The sequence below is a fragment of the Maricaulis sp. genome (assembly GCF_017642925.1).
In the GTDB taxonomy this organism is placed as follows: domain Bacteria; phylum Pseudomonadota; class Alphaproteobacteria; order Caulobacterales; family Maricaulaceae; genus Maricaulis.
The window spans coordinates 1-16,080 of record NZ_JAEPOL010000010.1 but is presented as its reverse complement, the minus strand read 5'-3'; the positions used below and the strand labels follow the sequence as shown (position 1 = coordinate 16,080).

11 protein-coding genes are annotated in these 16,080 nt (G+C 66.2%); 4 read left to right on the top strand and 7 right to left on the bottom strand.

The features are described 5' to 3' along the window. Positions 1–152 precede the first annotated feature (152 nt). A complete protein-coding gene (locus tag JJ918_RS09445) occupies positions 153–3,728 on the top strand; it encodes a hydantoinase B/oxoprolinase family protein (RefSeq protein ID WP_291886320.1) in 3,576 nt (1,191 codons plus the stop codon). Between the two features lie 29 nt (positions 3,729–3,757). On the opposite strand, the gene rimK is transcribed toward JJ918_RS09445, so the two are convergent. Further along, positions 3,758–5,173, bottom strand: a complete 1,416-nt coding sequence (rimK, locus tag JJ918_RS09440) for a 30S ribosomal protein S6--L-glutamate ligase (protein WP_291886317.1) — start codon at positions 5,171–5,173, stop codon at positions 3,758–3,760. Positions 5,174–5,260: 87 nt separating this feature from the next. Further along, the gene (locus JJ918_RS09435) at positions 5,261–6,199 is read right to left on the bottom strand and encodes a metalloregulator ArsR/SmtB family transcription factor (protein ID WP_291886313.1); all 939 of its coding nucleotides are present in this window, start codon (positions 6,197–6,199) and stop codon (positions 5,261–5,263) included. A 97-nt stretch (positions 6,200–6,296) separates the two neighbouring features. Between JJ918_RS09435 and JJ918_RS09430 the strand changes: the two genes are divergently transcribed. After that, on the top strand, positions 6,297–7,565 hold the full coding sequence (locus JJ918_RS09430) for a D-amino acid dehydrogenase (RefSeq protein ID WP_291886310.1): 1,269 nt from the start codon (positions 6,297–6,299) through the stop codon (positions 7,563–7,565). Between the two features lie 40 nt (positions 7,566–7,605). Here JJ918_RS09430 and JJ918_RS09425 read toward each other — a convergent pair whose 3' ends face one another. Further along, on the bottom strand, positions 7,606–9,519 hold the full coding sequence (locus JJ918_RS09425; protein ID WP_291886308.1) for an autotransporter domain-containing protein: 1,914 nt from the start codon (positions 9,517–9,519) through the stop codon (positions 7,606–7,608). A gap of 238 nt (positions 9,520–9,757) precedes the next feature. Between JJ918_RS09425 and JJ918_RS09420 the strand changes: the two genes are divergently transcribed. Beyond that, positions 9,758–10,045, top strand: coding sequence for a helix-turn-helix domain-containing protein (locus JJ918_RS09420; protein ID WP_291886305.1), 288 nt, complete (start codon positions 9,758–9,760; stop codon positions 10,043–10,045). On the opposite strand, the gene JJ918_RS09415 is transcribed toward JJ918_RS09420, so the two are convergent. Then, positions 10,042–10,539 carry a MarR family transcriptional regulator gene (locus tag JJ918_RS09415; protein WP_291886302.1) on the bottom strand — a complete coding sequence of 166 codons (498 nt, stop codon included), beginning with the start codon at positions 10,537–10,539 and terminating at the stop codon, positions 10,042–10,044. The genes JJ918_RS09420 and JJ918_RS09415 overlap by 4 nt on opposite strands. A 77-nt stretch (positions 10,540–10,616) precedes the next feature. Between JJ918_RS09415 and JJ918_RS09410 the strand changes: the two genes are divergently transcribed. Beyond that, a complete protein-coding gene (locus JJ918_RS09410) occupies positions 10,617–11,942 on the top strand; it encodes a S41 family peptidase (RefSeq protein ID WP_291886299.1) in 1,326 nt (441 codons plus the stop codon). Positions 11,943–11,955: 13 nt separating this feature from the next. Here the strand turns inward: JJ918_RS09410 and JJ918_RS09405 are convergent, their stop codons facing one another. The 3 genes from JJ918_RS09405 to ettA form a co-directional block, all read right to left on the bottom strand. Next, on the bottom strand, positions 11,956–12,717 hold the full coding sequence (locus JJ918_RS09405; RefSeq protein ID WP_291886296.1) for a CPBP family intramembrane glutamic endopeptidase: 762 nt from the start codon (positions 12,715–12,717) through the stop codon (positions 11,956–11,958). Positions 12,718–13,023: 306 nt separating this feature from the next. Next, on the bottom strand, positions 13,024–13,707 hold the full coding sequence (locus JJ918_RS09400) for a response regulator transcription factor (protein ID WP_291886293.1): 684 nt from the start codon (positions 13,705–13,707) through the stop codon (positions 13,024–13,026). 2 nt (positions 13,708–13,709) lie between these two features. Beyond that, a complete protein-coding gene (gene ettA / locus JJ918_RS09395; protein ID WP_291886291.1) occupies positions 13,710–15,377 on the bottom strand; it encodes an energy-dependent translational throttle protein EttA in 1,668 nt (555 codons plus the stop codon). Between the last annotated feature and the right edge of the window lie 703 nt (positions 15,378–16,080).

Below are 16,080 nucleotides of genomic sequence, written 5' to 3'. Positions count from 1 at the left end.
CGCGCGCCCTCCGGTGTGCCCATGTAGGCACTGCCCGCGCGCTGCGCGAGCCCCTGGGGTTGAAGAATGACAGTTCCGCCCCAGCTTAATCCGGTTGCGTGGCTGCACGCCATGCTTAACCTCCCCCGCCCAGCAGGAACGGATGAAAATCGATGACCGGCAGCGCGCGCAGCGAATGGGAATTCTGGATCGACCGGGGCGGCACCTTCACCGATGTGATCGGCCGCGCACCGGACGGCCGGCTGCAAGCGCTCAAACTCCTGTCGGAAAGCCCGGACTATCCCGATGCCGCCACCGAGGGCGTGCGGCGTCTGTCGGGCGGCGAGCCGGTCGCTGCGGTGAAGATGGGCACGACTGTCGCCACGAATGCGCTGCTGGAACGCAAGGGTGCGCGCACGCTCTTCCTGGTGACGCAGGGCTTTGCCGATCTCTTGGTGATCGGCGACCAGACGCGCCCCGACATCTTCGCCCTCGATCTGAGCCGTCCCGACCCGCTCTATGACCGGGTGGTGGAAATCGCGGAACGCCTCGATGCCGAAGGTGAAATCGTGCAGGAGCTGGACGAGGACGCCGCCCGCCGCGCGCTCGACGCCGCCCGCGCTGACGGTATCGAGACCGTCGCGATAGCGCTCATGCACGCCTATGCCAACGACACGCACGAAGCGCGCCTGGAAGTCCTGGCCAGCGACGCGGGCTTCACGACGATCGTGCGTTCCTCGGTCGCCTCGCCGCTGGTCAAGATCGTACCGCGTGCCTCGACCACCGTGCTGGATGCCTATCTCACCCCGGTGCTGCGAAATTATGTGAACCGGGTCGACACGGGGCTGGAGGGCACGCCGCTCTTCTTCATGCAGTCCTCCGGCGGGCTTGCCCCGGCCGGAGCCTTCCATGCCCGCGACGCCGTGCTGTCCGGTCCGGCCGGCGGCGTGGTCGGCATGGCCAAGACCGCCAAGCGCGCCGGCCAGCCCAAGGTGATCGGGTTCGACATGGGCGGCACTTCCACCGATGTGTCGCGCTATGATGGCGACCAGTATGACCGGGTGCAGGAAACCCTGGTGGCCGGCCTCCGCCTGCGCGCGCCGATGATGGCGGTGCATACGGTCGCCGCCGGCGGCGGTTCCATCCTCACTTTCGACGGCGAACGTGCCCGCGTCGGCCCGGACAGTGCCGGTGCCATGCCCGGCCCGGCTGGCTATGGCCGCGGCGGACCGGCGGCGGTGACCGACGCCAACATCGTGCTGGGCCGCATCCAGCCGGACTGGTTTCCAAAAGTCTTCGGCGAAACCTCCGACGCGCCGCTCGATGTCGAGGCCAGCCGCACCGCCCTCTCCGCCCTGGCGGACGAGATGGGTCTGGCCAGCGCCGAAGAGGCCGCGGAGGGCTTTCTCGCCGTGGCCGTGGAAAGCATGGCCCAGGCGATCAAGCAGATCTCCATCGGCCAGGGCGTGAACCCGTCCGGCTATGCGCTCGCCGCCTTCGGCGGGGCCGGCGCCCAACATGCCTGCCGCGTCGCCGACGCGCTGGGCATGACGACGGTGCTGATCCACCCCTATGGCGGCCTGCTGTCCGCCCTGGGCATTGGCCTGGCCGATATCCGCGAAACCCGCATGGCTGCGGTCGAGGCGCCGCTGGAAAGCGCGTTCGACGAGGCCGGCCGTATTGCTGACCGGCTGGACGAGGAGGCCCGCAGCGCCCTCGCCGCCCAGGACCTGCCCGCCGGCGCCATCCGCTCGCACGGCGAGTGGCGGCTCAAGGTTTCCGGTTCGGACACGTCCATCCCTGTGCCCGCCGGATCGCGCGACATGATGGAAGCGGCCTTCCGCGAAGCTCACAAACGCCTCTTCGGCTTCATCCCGGAAGGAGAGCTGATCGTTGAATCGGTCACGCGTGAAGCCGAATGCTCGCCGCCCGGATCGTCCGACTGGTCAATCGACATGCCCGCACCGGAAGCCGGCACGCCGCGCCCGAAGGCGCGTGCCCGCATGTTCGATGCCGGCGAGTGGAACGAGGTCCCCGTCTACGCCATCGACCAGTTCGCAGCCGGCATGAGCGAGACCGGTCCGGCACTGATCATGGATCCCAATTCCACCATTGTGGTCGACCGCGGCTGGACCGCCACGCGCCTTGAGGACGGCACGCTGTCGCTGTCCCGCGCCGAAGCCGCAGACGATCATCGCGGCGGCACCGGGCTCGACCCGATCCGTCTGGAATTGTTCAACAAGCGCTTCATGTCCGTCGCCGAACAGATGGGCGTCGCCCTCGAGCGCACCGCGCATTCGGTGAATATCAAGGAACGCCTCGACTTCTCCTGCGCCGTTTTCGACGCCGAGGGCGGGCTGGTCGCCAACGCGCCGCACATGCCGGTGCATCTGGGATCCATGTCGGCTTCGGTCCGGGCCGCCGCCGAAGCGCATCCCGATCTCGGTCCCGGCGATGCGGTCGCCGTAAATGCGCCCTATGATGGCGGAACGCATCTTCCGGACATCACACTTGTCACACCTGTGCATGACCCTGTGTCGCAGGAACGTCTCTTCTATGTCGCATCGAGAGGGCACCACGCCGATGTCGGCGGCATCGCCCCGGGCTCCATGCCGCCCTTCTCGCAGACCATCGACGAGGAAGGTGTGCAATTCCGCAATGTGAAGGTGATGGAGAAGGGCCGCTTCCTGGAAGCCACCGTGCGCGAGGTGCTCGCCTCGGGCCTGCACCCGGCGCGCCGGCCCGACCAGAATATCGCCGACATGAAGGCCCAGCTCGCCGCCTGCGCAAAGGGGGCCGACGAACTCCACCGCCTGGTCGCCGATAACGGGCTCGACGTGGTGAAAGCCTATATGGGCCATGTGCAGGACAATGCCGAACGCGCCGTGCGCCGGGTGATCGATGCTCTGGATGACGGCGTGCACACGGTGCGTCTGGACGATGGCGCGCAGATCCGTGTCGCGATCTCCGTCGACCGCGAGAACCGTTCGGCGACCGTCGATTTCACCGGCACCTCGCCCCAGCGCCACAGCAATTTCAACGCCCCGTCCTCGGTCGCCCGCGCGGCCGTGCTCTACGTTTTCCGCTGCCTGGTGGGCGACTCCATTCCGCTGAATGAGGGCTGTCTGAAACCGATCGAACTGATCATTCCGGATGGCTGCCTGCTCAATCCGCGGCCGCCTGCAGCCGTGGTGGCGGGCAATGTGGAGACCAGCCAGCTGGTCGTCGATGCCCTGTTCGGCGCGACGGGCCGCATGGCGGCGGCCCAGGGCACGATGAACAATCTCACCTTCGGCAATGACCGCCACCAGTATTACGAAACGATCTGCGGCGGTGCCGGTGCGGGCGTGGACGCCGAGGGCGACGGCTTTGCCGGCGAGAGCGCGATCCACACGCACATGACCAATTCACGCATGACCGACCCGGAAGTGCTGGAGCGGCGCTACCCGGTCCGCGTCGATCATCACCGCATCCGCCACGGTTCCGGCGGCACCGGACGCTGGCGCGGCGGCGATGGCAGCCAGCGCCGGCTCACCTTCCTGGAACCCATGGAGGTCGCCCTCCTGTCCTCGCGCCGGTCGGAAAACCCGTTCGGCCTGGCCGGCGGCGGCGACGCCTATCCGGGACATCAAAGGGTGATCCGCGCAGGCGGTGCAGTGGAAGACCTGCCCGGCCTGTTCCGCATCGATGTGGAAGCCGGCGACGCCGTCGAGATCGAGACCCCGGGCGGCGGCGGGTATGGCGCCTAGCTGATCCTGCGCAGCACGTCAGGCAGCCGCTATTCCGCCACTTCCTCGGCTGAACGCGTGCGGCGTTTGCCGACCCGGCGCGGCGGGACCTGGCGCACATGCCCCTCGATGTATTCGACGATCATGCCAGCGACATCCTTGCCCGAAGTGCGTTCCACACCTTCCAGACCCGGCGAGGAATTCACCTCGAGAATCTTCGGCCCGGTCGACGAGCGCAGCATGTCGACGCCGGCGACAGACAGGCCCAGCGCCTTGGCGGCCTGGACCGCGGACGAGCGCTCTTCCTTGGTGATCCGGACCCGTTTGGCAGAGCCGCCACGGTGCAGGTTGGAGCGGAACTCGCCGCTCTCGGCCTGGCGCATCATCGAGGCCACCACCTTGCCGCCCACGACAAAGCAGCGGATGTCGGCGCCATCGGCCTCCTTGACGAATTCCTGGACGATAAAGTTGGCGTCGAGGCCGCGGAAAGCGTCGATCACCGACTCGGCCGCCTTGCGCGTCTCCGCCAGCACGACACCGCGCCCCTGGGTGGATTGCAGCAGTTTCACGACCAGCGGCGCACCGCGCACGTGGGAGATCAGATTGGCCGTGTCCTTCGGCGAGTGGGCAAAGGCCGTCACCGGCATCTGGATCCCGGCCCGTGCCAGCACCTGGTGGGCATAGAGCTTGTCGCGCGAAGCACCGATCGCTTCGGGGACGTTCAGGCAATAGGCGCCCATCATCGAGAACTGGCGCAGCACCGCCATGCCGTAGGAGGTCATGGACGCACCGATGCGCGGGATCACGGCATCATAATGCGGCAGCGGTTTGCCGTCGTAATAGACGTCCGGATCGGAGGCATCGATGGCCAGGGTGCAGCGCGCCGTATTGATCATCTCGACGACATGGCCGCGCGTCTCCGCGGAATCCTTCAGGCGCTGCGAGGAATAATTGTTGGGCTCGCGTGTCAGGATGGCGATGCGCAGCGGACGCTTCACCGGCCGGCGTTTCGGGAAATCCTTGTAGAGATCGTAGCTCAGCTCGCCCTGGCAATAAGACAGGGTGGGATTGACCATCATGTCCTCGCGGATCGCCTGACGCCCCAGCAGCATGCGATACATCATCGTCTCGCGATTGGTCAGCGTCAGCTCGACCGGCCATTCCCGGTCGCCCATGCGTACCGGCGTCTCGATCACCCAGCGCAGTTCACGTTCGCCATTCGAGGAAATCACTTCGCGGCGGTCGACGGCGGGTGCGGAACACACCACCTCGATCTCCGGCTTGTCGGGAATCGGGTGCAGCACGAAACGGACCTGCGGACTTTCCAGCGGACCGAAGGGCTCGACCGACACCGCATGCAGCGCAGAGGTCCGCGCGCCCGTATCCACCTTCGCCTTGACGGCCGGAATGTTGAGCTTGGGGAAGGCAGCCCACTCTTCCCAACCCAGCATGAAAGCATCCGCCATTCGAACGTCTCCCGTCTCGTTTGGTGAACCCGTTATAGCACAACGGGATATCTGCACAGGGGGCGGGCGCTATACGCGCATCCGGCCTCAGCCCTGGCGTGCGACCCAGATCTTCATGGTCAGCTGTCCGGACGGCTCCTCCGGATGCAGCGCGGCCTTCTCGACCAGCTCCAGCCCGGCCTGCTCGATCCAGCCCGCCATCTCCTCGTCGGAGAAGCCCAGCCGGCGGTGATAGTGATCCTCGCGCAGCGTTTCCAGCTGGTGCGGCGCGAAGTCGACAATCAGCAGATTGCCGCCCGGCTTCAGCACACGGGCGCATTCGTCGACCGCCAGGGCCGGGTCTTCCAGGTAGTGAAGCACCTGGTGGACGGTCACGAGATCGGCCACACCGTTCTCGAAGGGCAGCGCCCCGACATCGGCGTGGCGCACGGAACAGTGCCGCAGCCCGGCCTTTTCCAGATTGAGCCGCGCGACATTGAGCATGGAGTGGTTGATATCCACGCCGATACCGCGATCGACCCGGTCGGAGAAAAGCTCGAGGATACGCCCTGTGCCCACACCGACATCGATCATCAGGCCGAACGGGCCCTCGCCTGCCAGACGGCGCATCGCCGCCTCGACCTCGTGATCGGCCAGGTGGAAGGAGCGGATGCGGTCCCAGTCGTCGGCGACGCTCTCGAAATAGGCCTGGGCCGCCTGGGCCCGCGCCTGCTTGATGGATTCGAGCCGGGAGAAGTCGCGCGTCATCACCGGATCCTCCTCGGGCAGGAGATCATGGGCGATCTGGGCCAGGCGCCGGCCGCCGCCGGCATCGGTCAGGCGATAGAAGACATAGGCGCCTTCGGGCAGCCGTTCGGCCAGGCCGGCATCGGTCAGCAGTTTAAGGTGACGCGAGACGCGCGGCTGGCTCTGGCCCAGGATCTGGACCAGTTCGGACACGGTCAGCTCCCCCCGCGACAACAGTGCGACGATGCGCAAGCGCGTGGGTTCCGCCAGAGCCTTGAGCTGTGCAACCAGTGCGTCCATGAATTCCGAGTCGATAAGTGCGAATGCCCCCTTGCTTTTATCTGCATCCCCACGAAGTTCAAATGGCCGCATGTAGGCGGACCCGCCGGAGAGCGCTTTGACTACAAAGGAAATCCTCATCGTCGGCGCCGGGCTCGCCGGGATCGCCGCCGCCTGGGCCCTGCGACAGCGCGGTCATTCGGTCACGGTCATGGACATCCACGACCAGGCCGCCTGCGAAACCTCGTTCGCCAATGCCGGCGCGCTGACCCCGTCCGAGCCGGAACCCTGGAATGCGCCGGGCGTGCACTGGCAATTGCTGCGCTCGCTGCCGGACCCGCATTCCGCGATGAAGCTGCGCCTGAAACCCCTGCCGGGTCTTGTACCCTGGGGGCTGCGCTTTCTCGCGAACTCCACGCGCAAACGCTATGAAGCGTCCTGCCGCGCCAATTTCGCCCTGTCGCGCCACTCGCTCGCCCTTACCCAGGCCGTGCGTGACAGCGAGGCGCTGGAATTCGACAATCTCACCCGCGGCACGCTGAAGGTCTGCGGCACGACGGCGCCGATGGAAGAGCGGCGTCGCATGGGGGAGATGCTGCGCGATGCCGGACTGCGTCTGGAGCTGCTGGACCGCGACGCGACGATCGAGAAAGAACCCCTGCTGGCCTCCGTCGCCGACCGGATTGCCGGATCGATCTTCTATCCGGACGATGAGTCGGGCGATGCGCGCGCCTTCACGCGCGGGCTCGCCGCTGCGGCCGAACGGGCCGGTGTGCGCTTTGAATGGAATACGCAGATTGTCGACCTCGTCGACCGCGGCGGCCGCATTGTCGGCGTGCGCACCCTCGAGGAGGAGATCGAGGTCGACGATATCGTGCTCGCCACCGGCCACACGAGCTGGCGCCTGTTGCAGCCGCTCGGCCTGCATCTGCCGGTGCGGCCGGTGAAGGGCTATTCGCTCACCCTGGACATGTCCGGCCTCAACCAGCGCCCCGGCCTGCCGGTGGTGGACGAGGCGCGTCACGCCATTGCCACCCCCATGGGCGACCGGCTGCGCATCGCCGGCACGGCGGAGTTCGCCGGGCTCGATCCGGTGCTGCGCGAAGAGCGGATCGAGAATCTGCGCCGCATGCTCCGCGATCTTTATCCCGACCTCGCCCCGCAGCTCCTCGCCGGCGACCAGCAGGCCTGGACCGGTTTCCGGCCCATGTCGGCCGATGGCCGCCCCTTCATCGGCGAAACCCGCGCGAAAGGGCTCTGGCTGATCACCGGGCACGGCCATCTCGGCTGGACCCAGGCCATGGGCTCCGGCGACCTCCTCGCCGCCCTGATGAGCGAAGAGACGCCGCCGGTCACTACAGCCCCCTTCTCGGCGGCACGTTTCTAGGCGCCGCCGAGAAGGGCCGGGCCTTGAAGCCCGTGCGCGCCTAGAAGGTCATGCGGGCAAAGATGCGCGCACTGTCGCCATCGCCGATATCGTCGGACCAGTCGTAGGTGTAGCGCACACCCGCCGTCCAGCGGCCGCCGAACTCGACATCGAAACCGGTCGTGCCGTCGAACCGGTTCTCTGCCGCACCGGCCGAACGGATCGTCGAGGGCAGTGCCGTATTGTCGATCAGGCGCGAGGTCAGCGCGTGACTATCCGGTCCGAATTCATGCCGCCAGGACAGGCCGGCGACAGGACGTACCGAAACACCCGGCGACACGGCCCACACCTCACCGCGATACTCGGCTTCCAGCGTGTAGCGTTCGCTGCGCAGGGTCTGGTCCTCATAGGCCAGCGCCAGGCCGTCGGCACCGGTCTCGGCATAACCGTCGATCGCGGTTTCCGAGATGCTGATCGCATTGCGCAGGTCGACATGGCCCATCTCGCCGAGATCGAACCGGACCGAGGCTGCCAGGCTGACATCCCAGTATCGGCCCTGCGTCGATGCGCGTGCCGTCAGGAGGTCGACGCCCGTCTGGCGCTGGATGTCGTCGATGTCGAACACGCCGTAGACGGCATTGGCCGAGACGTCGAAAGCGCCCGCGCGATAGCCGGCCCAGCCATGGGCCGACCGGCCGCGGGAGGAGAAGGCGCCGCCCGTCGACAGGTCGGCATCGGTATCGGCGATACTGGCAGCCGCACCCGCATAGGTGCGCTCACCGATACGGGTTTCGCCGCCCAGCACGAAGCCACGCAGTTCGAACCGGGCGTCCGGTTCGCCAGCGGCGCCGTCCAGGCGCGGCTGGGCGTGGATATAGTCGGCAAAAAGCACCCGGTTTTCCGCCTCGGTGCGGAACCGGCTGCCACCTGCACTGCGGCCCACCATGTCCTGACCCAGCGCGATCACGGACGGCATTCGTCCGGTTTCGCGGGCCGCTTCACCATTGGCCCCTTCCAGGGTCGCCATCCACCATTGCGCCGCCAGGCGATGACCGGCTTCGGTCATGTGCAGATCGTCCAGGAAGAGGTAGCGGTTCTGGTCCTCGAAAGTTGTCGCGCAGAGCGTACCGGCTGCCTCGTCGAAACAGGCCGTGCCGATACTGTCGAAGCCGAGTGCCGCCGCATTCCGGTCGATATGCGCCATGAAGTCGGAGTACTTCATCGTCACGACATTCATGCCATCCGGCAGGTCGGCCGCGGCAATCGCATCGAACAGCGCCGTATTGGCCGCATCGACCAGCGCGGCAAGTTCTGCTTGCGTCTCGGCATCGCCGGCGACCAGCGGGGCGTATTGCAGCGGCTGGATCTCCGAGATGATCACCGTGCGGATACCGTGATCGGCGAGGCGCTCGATATTACCCGCGGCCGCCTCGGCGACATCGGCGATGATCGTATCGGCCGCCTCATTGGCGTCCAGCCGGTCCAGGAAGTCATTGGCACCGGCGATCATGAAGGCGACATCGTTCTGGCCGACCTCCAGCGCGCCCGCCTCGACCAGGGCGCCAAAACCCTCGGTCTGGACCGTCACGCCAGTCTCGACACCGAAGGGCACCAGATCGCCGCCGCGGGTCATGTGTGCACCGGAAATGGCGAAGTTGATGTTCGGGGAGTCGGCGTCCGGATCGAGGACGATATCGACATCGCGCCCCATCATCTCCGCCCACACAAGGCCGTTGGAGTCGCGCTCGAAGCCATTGTTCGAGGAATTCGGGAAGAAATCTTCGCCACGCGATCCGACAATGGCGGAGAAATTGCCCTGGCCGATATTGCTGTCACCGAAGAAATACCAGTTGCCGCTGCCGGCCTGGGCCTGGGCGACAGGCGCCAGCAGGGCTGCCGCAGCGGCTCCGGCGAGCAGGATGGAGGCGGAAAAAGGCGCGCACGTCTTCGGGCACGCAGTCGGTCTGCGAGTCATTCTTGTCTCCTGGGACCGTTGCGGTCCGTTGTGATTTCGGGGGAGGTCTGTTCAGTTAGCGGCCCGGCCGGTCTGCCGGCGAGCGAGTACGATTTTCAAAGCGCGGTCATGTCGTGTCATTCCATTTGCAGCGCGCAAGACCATTTGCTACGCTTTATGTAGCACTCATACTGCTACAGATTTTGTAGCGCAAGGGCGGGAATTGGCCGATATCAAGGCAAATTCGAGGCAGCCGGTCATGGCCGTGCTGGAGCTGGTCGGGCAGAAGTGGATGCTGCGCATCCTCTGGGAGCTGCGCGATGCGCCGCTGACCTTCCGCGCCTTGCGCGCACGGTGCGACAATGTCTCGCCAACCGTGCTCAACCAGCGCCTTGCGGCACTGCGCGAAGCGGGCCTGGTCGAGCTGGGCGATGAGGGCTACGAACCGACGGAATTGTGCCGCGGTCTCGGCGACATCCTCCCGCAACTGACCGACTGGTCCCGCCGCTGGGAGAAGGAACGCCCGGCGCCTGCGGACGAAGACTAGATGCGGCGATACCGCTCGGCGAATCCTTCCCGGTCCAGTGCCGCATCGAAGGCCCGGGCGGCGGCGAAGAAGTCGACGCCGATCTCGTCGAACAGTCCGGCATAGACCCGGTTCACCCGGGCCATGAATTTAGCGATGCGTTCCGCCTCCGCCTCGCCCTGCGCCGTCAGGCAGAGCGGTTTTCGCCGGGCATCGCCGGCATCCTGCCCGCGCTCAACAAGACCGAGTTTTTCCAGCATGCGTTCCGTTTTGATGACGGCGGCATGAGTGACGCCGAGGCGTTGCGCCAGCTCGGTCACGGTCTGGCTGGCCCGGGCGAGCAGCATGATCATGGAGAAGGTGCGCGGTGGCGCGGCGATGCCCGCCTCACGCGCCGGCGGCACACCCTCATCGACCAGCCGGTCGACGATCCGCCCGAGCAGAAGGCCGATAAAGCCCGGCGCCATCTCGCCGTGAATCAGCCCGTCCAGTCCGTTCCCGTCCACGTCTGCCATGCCCCGATTGCCTCGCTTCGAAATTTGCGTTACCAGTTACGTTACTAGTAACGCTTTATTGGAACACGGTTCGTCCCATGATGAAAGTACTCAGGCTGCTGGCGGGTCTGGCCGGTCTCGCCCTCCCCGCCCCGGCCCTTGCCGGCGGTGCCGATACCATCCCCGCCGACGCCGTCGCCGCGGATGTCGCCGAATGGCGCGACTGGCTGTTCGCGACCCACCCGCAGCCCGGTTTCAGCATGGATGTCGAGGCCGTGAATGCCGGCTTCGACGCCGTCATTGACGGGATCGAGGGCGACTATACCGAGCGCGAGGCCTGGCTCGCCCTGTCGCCACTCAATCCACTGTTCAATGACGGGCATGTCGCAATCCGCCTGCCGCAGGAGGCCTATGAGGCCGATCTCGCCCATGGCGGCATCGCCTTCACCCTGCCCGTGCGTCTGGCGGACGGCCGGCCCGTCGTCGCCGACACGATCGCGGCCGACAGCACGATCGAGCCGGGCGAGACCGTTCTTGCGATCAACGGCACCGACACCCGCACACTCGTCGAACAGGCGCTGCGCCGCACGCATGGCGATACGCCCGGCCTGCGCGCCCATCTCGTCGAGACCCGCTTCCCGCAATATCTCTGGGCGCTGACCGGTGGCGCTCGAAGCTGGACCGTCACCCTGGAAGCGCCTGACGGCGAACGCCGCGAGGTCACGCCCGACCCCACCATCGACCGCGCCACAGGCACGCCCAGCAACTGGGACCTCGCCTTCCGAGACGACGCCGCCATCCTCACCCTCAACACGTTCGCGCCGACCGTGGAGACCGAATTCAGGGCCTTCATCGACCAGGCCTTCGCCGACATTGCCGCGCGCGGCAGCGAGATCCTGATCGTCGATATCAGCGCCAATGGCGGCGGCGCCCACATGCTGTCCGACCACCTGTTGGCCTATCTGACGACACAGCGTCACACGCCCCTGTCGGCCGTCACGGCCCGCATCACCGAACAGAACCAGGCGCAGATCCCGGGTTCACAGATCGGCGACGTGATGTCGATGCCCTTTGCCCGATGGGTCGAGCCGCCCGCGGAGCTCGCCAACCGCTTCACCGGCCGGACAGCCTTTCTCGTCGGTGCCGGCACCTATTCCCAGGCCATCGTTCTGGCGGCCACGGTGCAGGATTTCGGCATCGCGCCGGTAGCCGGTCCGGGCACGGAAGGCCGCGCCAATTCCACCGGCCAGGTACAGCTGCGCACGCTCACCCATACCGGGCTGGAAGTGGCCGCGCCGATCTATGTCTTCATCCGCCCCTCCGGCGACACATCCAGCGCGCCGGTCATTCCGGACATTCCTCTGGAAGGTCCGCGCGAGACGCAGATCGACGCGCTGATCGCCCATCTGCGCGAGGCCAACTGACCGCTTCGCCGCGTCACGGTGTCAGCCAGGCGGGCAGATGCCCGCCGGCGGCCGCCGCGCCCAGGCCGATCCCGATCACGTTATTGGTCACATGCGCCGCGACCGACGGCCAGATCGAACCGGTGCGCCAGTAGAGCCAGCACAGCACCAGCCCCATCAGCGTCGCCGCGATCGCCTGGGGCGGCAGGATATGGGCGACGCCGAACATCACCGAGCTCACACCCGCAGCCAGCCAGACACGGTGATGCCCACTCATCCAGCGGAACAGGAACCCCCGGAAGAAAATCTCCTCGGCCACCGGCGTGATGGCGATGGTCATGACCAGGAAGGCCAGACTGCCCGCCAGCGAATTGCCGGCATCGAGCGCAAAGGGCGCCTGCGCGAAAGCCAGCCAGTCCGGCACGATGACGACGATCAGCTTCGCCAGCGCCAGCAGGACACAGAACCCGCCCACGCCCGTCAGCACGCCCAGCGCGATCCAGACCGGCGCGACCGGCACCAGTCCGATCCAGCGCGCCGGCAGGCCCTTCACCCGCAGTCCGACCAGCCAGAGCATGGTCAGTAGCGCGCCCGCCTTGATCGCCTGCCCGGCGACCAGGACATGCGGCGGCAGGCGCGGCCCCTCGCCCAGATAGGCCTGCATGCCGACGGTCTGGCGGACGATTTCCATATGCGCCCAGCTGAGCAGGATGTAGAGCGTCATCGCCGAGGCGAGCACGGCCGCCCCGTGCCAGAAACGCCAGGGGCTTTGGAAACTGGATGTCGTGGACTGCATGTACCGCCTCCGTCTTGATGCGGAGGCGAGCCTTGCCCGGCCCGCCCGGCCGGACCATCGACAGATGTCGGCAATCTGTCAGTCGACAGATGTTGAATACTGCAGAAGGGAACCGCGTCGTCGCACCGCGTCATCCTTCCCCTTGATGGGGAAGGTGGCCCAGCGCGCAGCGCTGGGTCGGAAGGGGTGAACCCCGGTGCTCGATAGCTTGCAGAAACCTCGCCCCCACCCCCTCCACCGCAGCAAAGCTGCGGTCCCCCTCCCCCATCAAGGGGGAGGACGGGAGCGTGACGCCGCCCCCGGAGATCAATCCTGCGCGGTCAGCCCCAGCCGGTCGGCAATCGGCACGGCCTGGGTGCGCCGGGAAATGCCCAGCTTGGCGTAGAGGTCGGAATTATAGGTCCGCACCGTCGCCGGCGAGAGATTGAGCTCGCGGGCGATTTCCTTGTCGGTCAGCCCCTCGGCGATCAGGCGCAGCAGATCGCGTTCGCGGCGGGTAAGATCGATATCCGCAGGGGCCTCGTCATGAACGGCCGTCCTGTCCTGACGGGCAATCGACACGACGGCCCGGCTGCGCGGTGCAAAGCGCACGGTATAGGTCTTGCCGGGAATGAGCTGCTCCGCCCAGAACGCGCCGATCTCGAAGGTCTCGTTCCGGATCCGCAATACATAGCGCGACGGGGCGATCAGGCCGACGCCGCGGCGTATATCGACCGTCACCTCGCCGCGGACACTGCGGATATCACCCGTGCGTTCGTCTTCACGCGCCCGGAGCCAGCGCACCGGCGCCCGGCCCAGCAGCCAGATCCAGAGAAGCCCCGCGGGGATCAGCACCGCCAGCGGCGTGCGAAACAGGTTCTCCGGCGCAGATGCAACCGCAACGATAGCCAGCGAGAGGGCCGGCAGAAGGACGAGCCCGAGCACCCATACGGCAAGGGCCTGGCGTGACCGCCAGGCCCTCAACTCGCGACGCTCGTCGTCCGCCAGCATGCCTAGCGGGCGAACTTCTGGAACTTGATGCGCCGGGGCATTTCGGCATCGGGGCCGAGCCGGCGCTTCTTGTCTTCCATATAGTCCGCGAAATTGCCTTCGAACCATTCCACATGGCTGTCGCCTTCGAAGGCGAGAATGTGGGTGGCCAGACGGTCGAGGAAGAAACGGTCGTGCGAGATCACCACGGCGCAGCCCGGATAGACTTCCAGGGCCTGTTCCAGCGCCGCGAGGGTTTCCACGTCCAGATCGTTGGTCGGTTCGTCGAGCAGCAGGAGGTTGCCGCCGGTCTGCAGCGTCTTGGCGAGGTGGACGCGATTGCGCTCACCGCCCGACAGCAAGCCGACCTTCTTCTGCTGATTGCCGCCCTTGAAATTGAAGGCACCAACATAGGCCCGGCTCGGCACTTCCTTGCCGCCCAGATCGATCATGTCATTGCCGCCGGAGATTTCCTCCCAGACGGTCTTGTTCGGATCGAGCGCATCGCGCGACTGGTCGACATAGGACAGTTTCACCGTCTCGCCCAGACGGATCGAACCCTCGTCCGGCTTGTCCTGGCCGGTGATCATCTTGAACAGGGTGGACTTGCCGGCGCCGTTGGGGCCGATCACGCCAACCACACCGCCCGGCGGCAGTTTGAACGACAGGCCGTCGATCAGCAGCTTGTCCTCGAACCCCTTCTTCAGGTTCTCGACTTCCACCACGACACCGCCCAGGCGCGGCCCCGGCGGGATGTTGATCTGGGCGTGGTTGATCTCGCGCTTCTCGGCGCTCTCGCGCAGTTCCTCATAGGACTTGATACGCGCCTTGGACTTGGCCTGGCGGGCCTTGGGCGAGGAGCGGATCCATTCCAGTTCGCGCGCCAGCGCCTTGTCCTTGGACGAGGCTTCGCGCTCTTCCTGGGCCATGCGCTTGGCCTTCTGCTCCAGCCAGGCCGAATAGCCGCCCTCATAAGGCACACCGCGGCCGCGATCGAGCTCCAGCGTCCAGGTGGTGATACTGTCGAGGAAGTAACGGTCGTGGGTGACGATCAGGACGGCGCCCTCGAACTTTTCCAGATAGGTCTGCAGCCAGTGCACGCTTTCCGCGTCCAGATGGTTGGTCGGTTCGTCGAGCAGCAGCATGTGCGGTTCGGACAGGAGGAGGCGGCACAGCGCCACGCGGCGGCGCTCACCACCGGACAGTTCGGCCACGCCCCAGTCGGACGGCGGGCAGCGCAGCGCCGTCATCGCCATCTCGATCTTGCTGTCGATATCCCAGGCGTTCTCGGCGTCGATCTTTTCCTGGAGCGCCGTCATCTTCTCCATCAGCTCGTCGGAATAATCCTCGGCGAGCTGCATGGAGATGGCGTTGAACTCTTCCAGAAGCTGCTTCTGCTCGGAACCCTCGATGACGTTTTCCCAGACCGTCTTGCTCTCGTCGAGCTGCGGTTCCTGGGGCAGATAGCCGACCTTCACGCCCTTCTCGGCCCAGGCCTCGCCGGTGAACTCCGTGTCCATGCCCGCCATGATCTTCAGCAGGGTGGACTTGCCCGCACCGTTGACGCCGACGACACCGATCTTGGCGTCGGGCAGGAAGTGGAGGGAAATGTCCTGGAAGACCGGCTTGGAAGCACCCGGATAGGTCTTCGACAGCTTGTCCATATGGTAGACGTATTTATAGGCGGCCATTGCGGTTCGGTTCTCTTGGTCTTGGGGGAAGCCTGAACCGCACCGTCTAACCGAGAGCGGCCGTTTGGGCAATCGGCATGGCAGGCTTGGCGCGCGGCGGCGTTCCGTTTTCACGAATGAAAGCTCTAGTCAATGCCGATGGAGACGCGTCTCGACCTTGGGAGTGGAGGTGTGAAGCGGCGCCCTTCACCCTAAACACCCCGCCGCTTTTCCCGGTCGCATGCCCGGCGGAGGCCGGGCGAAGCGCCGGGATCTGCGGGAAACACATCGCTTGAGATGACTTTCGGTCGGTCCCGGATCTGCAGCCTGCCTTCGCAGGCCTCCGTCCGGGAAAAAGTGAGGCGGTTGGAAGACAGAGTGAGAACGCCGCAACAAGCACCGTCACCCTGACACCCGCTTTCGCGGGCGCAGGCTTCAGTCAGAGCCCAGTTCATAGGGCGCGGTGGCCGCGAGTTCGCACATATCCCGCACGTCACCACCGCTCAGACCGAGCCCGCCTGGCGAAAATCTCCCTTTACGATCTGGGTCCTGACTTTCGTCAGGATGACGGAGTGTGGAGCGGATATCGGAAACTTATCCCCGCCCGTTCAACTGCGCGTAAGATCGTCAGTGGTTTCCGGGATGGGAGGCTTGAGCTCAGTCCCTTGTGCCCGGGAGCGTGCGGAGCTCGTACGCGCCTGGTGGGTGACATCATCAGGCTCCG

Bases quoted from the DNA above. Each gene is read 5' to 3' on its own strand.
- JJ918_RS09445 (WP_291886320.1), top strand. From the start codon at position 153: ATGACCGGCAGCGCGCGCAGCGAATGGGAATTCTGGATCGACCGGGGC.
- rimK (WP_291886317.1), bottom strand. From the start codon at position 5,173: ATGGCGGATGCTTTCATGCTGGGTTGGGAAGAGTGGGCTGCCTTCCCC.
- JJ918_RS09435 (WP_291886313.1), bottom strand. From the start codon at position 6,199: ATGGACGCACTGGTTGCACAGCTCAAGGCTCTGGCGGAACCCACGCGC.
- JJ918_RS09425 (WP_291886308.1), bottom strand. From the start codon at position 9,519: ATGACTCGCAGACCGACTGCGTGCCCGAAGACGTGCGCGCCTTTTTCC.
- JJ918_RS09420 (WP_291886305.1), top strand. From the start codon at position 9,758: ATGGCCGTGCTGGAGCTGGTCGGGCAGAAGTGGATGCTGCGCATCCTC.
- JJ918_RS09415 (WP_291886302.1), bottom strand. From the start codon at position 10,539: ATGGCAGACGTGGACGGGAACGGACTGGACGGGCTGATTCACGGCGAG.
- JJ918_RS09410 (WP_291886299.1), top strand. From the start codon at position 10,617: ATGATGAAAGTACTCAGGCTGCTGGCGGGTCTGGCCGGTCTCGCCCTC.
- JJ918_RS09405 (WP_291886296.1), bottom strand. From the start codon at position 12,717: ATGCAGTCCACGACATCCAGTTTCCAAAGCCCCTGGCGTTTCTGGCAC.
- JJ918_RS09400 (WP_291886293.1), bottom strand. From the start codon at position 13,707: ATGCTGGCGGACGACGAGCGTCGCGAGTTGAGGGCCTGGCGGTCACGC.
- ettA (WP_291886291.1), bottom strand. From the start codon at position 15,377: ATGGCCGCCTATAAATACGTCTACCATATGGACAAGCTGTCGAAGACC.